This is a genomic window from Sphingomonas bacterium (assembly GCF_903644055.1).
GTDB lineage: Bacteria > Pseudomonadota > Alphaproteobacteria > Sphingomonadales > Sphingomonadaceae > Sphingomonas_I.
Genome location: NZ_CAHJXD010000201.1, coordinates 1 through 5,852 on the forward strand (window position 1 = coordinate 1; position 5,852 = coordinate 5,852).

5 protein-coding genes are annotated in these 5,852 nt (G+C 67.0%); 2 read left to right on the forward strand and 3 right to left on the reverse strand.

The window, feature by feature from the left end; translation table 11 throughout:
* Positions 1-373 precede the first annotated feature (373 nt).
* On the forward strand, positions 374-973 hold the full coding sequence (locus tag HUU94_RS08850; protein WP_174274722.1) for an MlaC/ttg2D family ABC transporter substrate-binding protein: 600 nt from the start codon (positions 374-376) through the stop codon (positions 971-973).
* Positions 974-1,015: 42 nt separating this feature from the next.
* Positions 1,016-1,234: a DUF4170 domain-containing protein gene (locus HUU94_RS08855; RefSeq protein ID WP_174274723.1), complete on the forward strand. Its 219-nt coding sequence runs from the start codon at positions 1,016-1,018 to the stop codon at positions 1,232-1,234.
* 9 nt (positions 1,235-1,243) lie between these two features.
* On the opposite strand, the gene HUU94_RS08860 is transcribed toward HUU94_RS08855, so the two are convergent.
* From HUU94_RS08860 to carB, 3 genes are all read right to left on the reverse strand, one after another.
* Positions 1,244-1,870 (reverse strand): rhomboid family intramembrane serine protease, encoded by a 627-nt coding sequence (locus HUU94_RS08860; protein ID WP_174274724.1) that lies wholly within the window; start codon positions 1,868-1,870, stop codon positions 1,244-1,246.
* Between the two features lie 163 nt (positions 1,871-2,033).
* Positions 2,034-2,510: a transcription elongation factor GreA gene (gene greA, locus HUU94_RS08865; RefSeq protein ID WP_174274725.1), complete on the reverse strand. Its 477-nt coding sequence runs from the start codon at positions 2,508-2,510 to the stop codon at positions 2,034-2,036.
* Between the two features lie 75 nt (positions 2,511-2,585).
* The coding region (gene carB / locus HUU94_RS08870; RefSeq protein ID WP_174274726.1) for a carbamoyl-phosphate synthase large subunit at positions 2,586-5,852 on the reverse strand (3,267 nt) is incomplete at its 5' end.

Here is a 5,852-nt window from a genome sequence, read left to right on the forward strand (position 1 = left end):
CGCGAGGCGGGGATGGGCGCGCTCGACGAACAGGGCTTCTCGGTCGATGGCCTGCGCGAACAGGCGGCGAAATTGTTCGGAACGCTGACGCAGGCGGCGGGGACGGCGGCGACCGAGGCGCTGGCGGCGGCGAAGACGAGCGCCCGATCCTGATATACGGGATCTCGGCGCAGGCTGGGATCTCCGTGCGGCAAGAGGACGGCTGGTGTCAGGAGACCCCAGCCTTCGCTGGGGTGACGAACGTTAGACGTCAACAGGATAAACTCTTAAAGGCGCGTTCCCCACGCAACGCGCCGTTCAGGTTTGGAACTTCATGATACGTGCGGCCCTATTGCCGACGAGCCGTGCGCACGGCGCCAACGAGAGAGACAGGATGACCAAGTTTCGCACCGCTATCGCGGCCCTCGCCTTCGCCTCCACCGCGATCGTCGCACCCGCGCTGCTCGCGCCCGCCGGCGCGGCGGTCGACGCGTCCGATCCGCAGCGCTTCGTGCAGACGCTGACCACCGATGCCTTCGCCGCCGCCAACGGCGACAAGGGCCAGGCCAAGGCCAAGTTCCGCGCGCTGCTCGCGCAGCATGTCGCGGTCGACGAGATGGGCGATCGGCTGATCCGCCGCTGGCTGCCGACGATCACGCCCGCGCAGCGCGCCGCCTACAAGGCCGCGCTCCCGACCTATCTGGTCGGCACCTACACCGACAATCTGATCACTTATTCGGACGCGACGATCAAGGTGATCTCCGCCCAGCCGGGCAACGCGGGGATGGCGAGCGTCATCACGACGGTGCAGAAGCCCGGCCGCTCGCCGGTGCGCGCGATCTGGAGCCTGATGCAGGTCGGCGGGCGATGGAAGGTCTCCAACGTCACCGTCGCCGGGATCAACGTCGCGATGGCGCAGGCGGCGGACTTCGACAGCGTCGTCCAGCGGCAGGGCTTCGACGCGCTCGTCAGGATCATGCGCGCGCGCGGATAATCTAGCGTTGCGCGCGGCGCGCAAAACGGCGAGAAACGGCGCATGAGCAAGCTCCACCTCGTCTTCGGCGGCCGCGTCAAGAATCCGCAATTCCTGGAGTTCGAGGATCTTTCCAAGCTGGATGTCGTCGGCTTCTACGCCGATTATGCCAGCGCCGAGAAAGCGTGGCGGGCGGCGGCGCAACGATCGGTGGACGATGCCGAGATGCGCTATGTGGTGGTCCACATGCACAAGTTGCTGGAGCCCGATCTCGAGGCCTGAGGACGAGCGTTATGCCGAGCGGTAACGCCATTTGAGCAGCGGCCGCGCCAGCAGCACGCCGGCGAGGAAGCCCCCGACATGCGCGGCGGCGGCGATCGCGATGCCACCCGCGAGTGAGGCGATGCCGAGCAATAGCTGGATGCCGACCCAGGCGGCGGCGAGCCAGGCGATGTGGAGCCAGCGGGCAAGCTCGGGAGAGAGCCGCGAGGGGCGGCGCTGGCCGTAGAGGATCGCATAGGCGCCGACCAAAGCCGAGATCGCGCCCGAGGCACCGATCATCGGCACCGCCGAATGCGGCCCGACCAGATATTGCGCGAGCGCCGCGGCATAAGCGCCGAGGCCATAGAGCAGCACCGTCCCCCAGCGGCCCAGCGCGACCTCCACCTCCCGCCCGCAATAAACGAGCGTCAGCAGATTGACCCCGAGGTGGATCAGCCCGGCATGCAGCAGGGTCGCGCTGAGCGGCGTCAGCCACAGCGGCAGCGCGTGGGGGACGATCAGCCCGGCGATGCGCGCGGGAATGAAGCCGCCGAGCAAGGCCGCCTGATTGGCCTGGCCGGTGGCGGCGATGAGGAAATAGCTGGCGACGGTCGCGACGGCGAGCGCGATCGTGGTTTCGGGCGGGCGGGTTTTCATAAGCAGGTTCCTCCCCAGCATGGGGAGGGGGACCAGCCGCAGGCTGGTGGAGGGGGTTCGCCACCAGCGTCGCATCCGATTGTGAGCCCCCTCCACCACGCGCTACGCGCGCGGTCCCCCTCCCCGTGCCGGGGAGGAATGGAGCAAGCCCTCACGATCTCGCTCAGACGAACTCGATCTTTTCGACGACATAGTAGCGATCGCCCGAGGGGACGGTGACTTCGACCTCGTCATCGACGCGGCGGCCGATCAGCGCGCGGCCGAGCGGGCTGTTGTAGGAGATGCGGCCCGATTTGGCATCGGCCTCGGTCTGGCCGACGAGCTGATATTTCACCGGCTTCTCATCCTCGTCGAGCAGGGTGACGGTGGCGCCGAACACCACCTTATCGCCGGACAAGGTCTTGGGATCGATGATCTGCGCGCGGGAGAGCCTGTCCTCGATATCGGCGATCATCGCCTCGACCTGGCCCTGGCGCTCCTTGGCGGCATGATATTCGGCGTTTTCGGAAAGATCGCCATGCGCGCGCGCTTCCTCGATCGCGTCGATGATCTGCGGACGCTCGGTCTTGAGCCGCGCGAGATCGGCGTTGAGCATGTCATAGCCCTCCACCAGCATCGGCTGCTTCTCGTCGATCGCCATCACAACCCCTTCAATCAAAAACGGCTTTCCCGCGCCGGTCTCAAGCCAGCGCCCGCAAATCGCGATGTCGGGAAGCTACGGCCTGCTATGATAAGATTGGAGCGAGCGCACTTCAAGCGGGCGCGCGCGCAATGCGGCGATCGCCTCGACCGCCGCGACCCCGGCGGCGGCGGTGGTGAAGTAGGGAATGCGCGCGAGCATCGCCGAGGCGCGGATCGATTTCGAATCCTGCAACGACTGCCAGCCCTCGGTGGTGTTGAGCACGAGCTGGACTCCGCCGTCCTTGAGCCGATCGACGACATGCGGGCGCCCCTGCGCGACCTTGTTGACCGTCTCGACCGCCAGCCCTCGCGCGCGCAGATACTCGGCAGTGCCGCCCGTGGCGATCACCGTGAAGCCGAGTTCGATCAGGCGGCGGACGCCGGGCTCGACCACCGGCTTGTCGCCGTCCTTGACCGAGACGAAGGCGGTGCCCGCCTGCGGCAGCACGGTGGACGCGCCGAGCTGCGCCTTGGCGAAGGCGGTGGCGAAATCGCGGTCGATCCCCATCACCTCGCCGGTGCTCTTCATCTCGGGCGAGAGCACGGGATCGACGCCGGGGAAGCGCGCCCAGGGAAAGACGGCTTCCTTGACCGCGATATGATCGGTCTCGCGCGGGATCGCCGGCAGATCGCGGAGCATTTCGCCCGCCATCACCCGCGCGGCGATCTTGGCGATGGCCACGCCCACCGCCTTGGCGACGAAGGGCACGGTGCGGCTGGCGCGGGGATTGACCTCGATCAGATAGACCTGGCCATCCTTGACCGCGAACTGGACGTTCATCAGTCCTTTCACCTTGAGCGCGCGGGCGAGCGCATCGGTCTGCCGCTCGATCTCGGCGACGATCGGCGCGGGGAGGCTGTGGGGCGGCAGCGAGCAGGCGCTGTCGCCCGAATGGACGCCCGCCTCCTCGATATGCTGCATCACGCCCGCGACGACGACATCCACGCCATCGCCGATCGCATCGACATCGACCTCGATCGCATCGCGCAGATAGCGATCGATGAGCACCGGGCTGTCGCCGGAGACCTGTACCGCGGTCTCGATATAATGTTCGAGCTGGGCGGGCGTTTCGACCACCTCCATCGCGCGGCCGCCGAGCACGTAGGAGGGGCGGGTGAGTACGGGATAGCCGATGCGCTCGGCGACGAGCAAAGCCTCCTCGCGGCTGCGCGCGATGCCGTTGGCGGGCTGTTTCAGGCCGAGGCTCTCGACCAGTGCGGCGAAGCGCTCGCGATCCTCGGCGAGGTCGATCGCGTCGGGCGAGGTGCCGAGGATGGGAATGCCGGCATCCTCCAGCTCCTGCGCGAGCTTGAGCGGAGTCTGGCCGCCGAACTGGACGATGACGCCGACGAGCTCCCCCTTTGAGGCCTCGACATGGAGGATCTCCAGCACGTCCTCGGCGGTCAGCGGCTCGAAATAGAGGCGGTCCGAGGTGTCGTAATCGGTGCTCACCGTCTCGGGATTGCAATTGACCATGATCGTCTCATAGCCGGCCTCGGTCAGCGCGAAGCAGGCGTGGCAGCAGCAATAATCGAACTCGATTCCCTGCCCGATCCGGTTGGGCCCGCCGCCGAGGATGACGATCTTGCGCGCGCCCGTCGGCTGGCTCTCGCACTCAGGTTCGCCGAAGCTGGGCGCCTCGTAGGTCGAGTACATGTAGGGCGTCTTCGCCTCGAATTCGGCGGCGCAGGTGTCGATGCGCTTGAAGACGGGGCGGACGCCGAGCTTGTGGCGGTGCGCGCGGACCTCGGCCTCGGTGACGCCGCCGGTCATCGCGGCGATCGCGTCGTGGACGATGCCGCCGCCGCGCGCCTGGCCGCGCTTCATCCCGGCGAGATGCGCGGAGTTGAGCGCCAGCCAGGCGAGGCGCTTGTCGGAGAAGCCCATCGCCTTGAGGCGACGAAGGTGCCGGGGATCGTTGGGCAGGCCGTCGCGGCAGACTTGCTCTTCCGCCGTAACGATCTCGTCGAGCCGCTCGATGAACCAGGGATCATAGCGCGCGATCCGGCAAACCTCCTCGACGAGAAAGCCTTCGCGCAGCGCCTGCGCGGCGATCAGCAGGCGATCGGGGGTCGGCTCGGCGAGCGCCGCCTCGATCTCGGCGCGCGGGCGCCCCTTGAGACGATCGACGACGTTGAGCCCGGAAAGCCCCGTCTCGAGCCCGCGCAACGCCTTCTGGAGGCTCTCATGGAAGTTGCGGCCGATCGCCATGACCTCGCCGACCGATTTCATCGCGGTGGTGAGATGGTCGCTCGCGCCCTTGAACTTCTCGAAGGCGAAGCGCGGGATCTTGGTGACGACATAATCGATCGTCGGCTCGAAGCTCGCGGGCGTGGCGCCGGTGATGTCGTTGTCGATCTCGTCGAGCGTGTAGCCGACCGCCAGCTTCGCCGCGACCTTGGCGATCGGGAAGCCAGTCGCCTTCGACGCCAGCGCCGAGGAGCGCGAGACGCGCGGGTTCATCTCGATCACGACCAGCCGGCCCGACTTGGGATCGACCGCGAACTGGACGTTGGAGCCGCCGGTCTCCACGCCGATCTCGCGCAGCACCGCGATGCTGGCGTTGCGCATGATCTGATATTCCTTGTCGGTCAGCGTCAGCGCGGGGGCGACGGTGATGCTGTCGCCGGTGTGGATGCCCATCGGATCCACGTTTTCGATCGAGCAGACGATGATGCAATTGTCGTTGCGATCCCGCACCACCTCCATCTCATATTCCTTCCAGCCGAGGACGCTCTCCTCGACCAGCACCTCGGTGGTCGGCGAGAGATCGAGGCCGGAGGTAACGATCTCGATGAATTCGCGGCGGTTGTAGGCGATGCCGCCGCCCTGCCCGCCCATCGTGAACGACGGGCGGATGATCGAGGGGAGCCCGACATGCTCCAGCCCGGCAAGCGCCTCCTCGACAGAATGCGCGATGCCGCTACGCGGGCTTTCGAGCCCGATCCTGTCCATCGCGTCGCGGAACTTGAGCCGATCCTCGGCCTTGTCGATCGCCTCGGCGTCGGCGCCGATCATCTGGCAATTGTACTTGGCGAGCGTGCCGTCGTTCCAGAGCGCGAGCGCGGTATTGAGCGCGGTCTGCCCGCCCATCGTGGGGAGCACCGCGTCGGGCCGCTCCTTCTCGATGATACGCGCGACGATCTCGGGGGTGATCGGCTCGATATAGGTGGCGTCGGCCATATCCGGATCGGTCATGATCGTCGCCGGGTTCGAATTGACGAGGATGATCCGATACCCCTCCTCGCGCAGCGCCTTGCACGCCTGCGTCCCCGAATAATCGAACTCGCACGCCTGCCC

Coding starts and splice junctions, on each gene's coding strand:
- HUU94_RS08850 (WP_174274722.1), top strand. CDS start 374: ATGACCAAGTTTCGCACCGCTATCGCGGCCCTCGCCTTCGCCTCCACC.
- HUU94_RS08855 (WP_174274723.1), top strand. CDS start 1,016: ATGAGCAAGCTCCACCTCGTCTTCGGCGGCCGCGTCAAGAATCCGCAA.
- HUU94_RS08860 (WP_174274724.1), bottom strand. CDS start 1,870: ATGAAAACCCGCCCGCCCGAAACCACGATCGCGCTCGCCGTCGCGACC.
- greA (WP_174274725.1), bottom strand. CDS start 2,510: ATGGCGATCGACGAGAAGCAGCCGATGCTGGTGGAGGGCTATGACATG.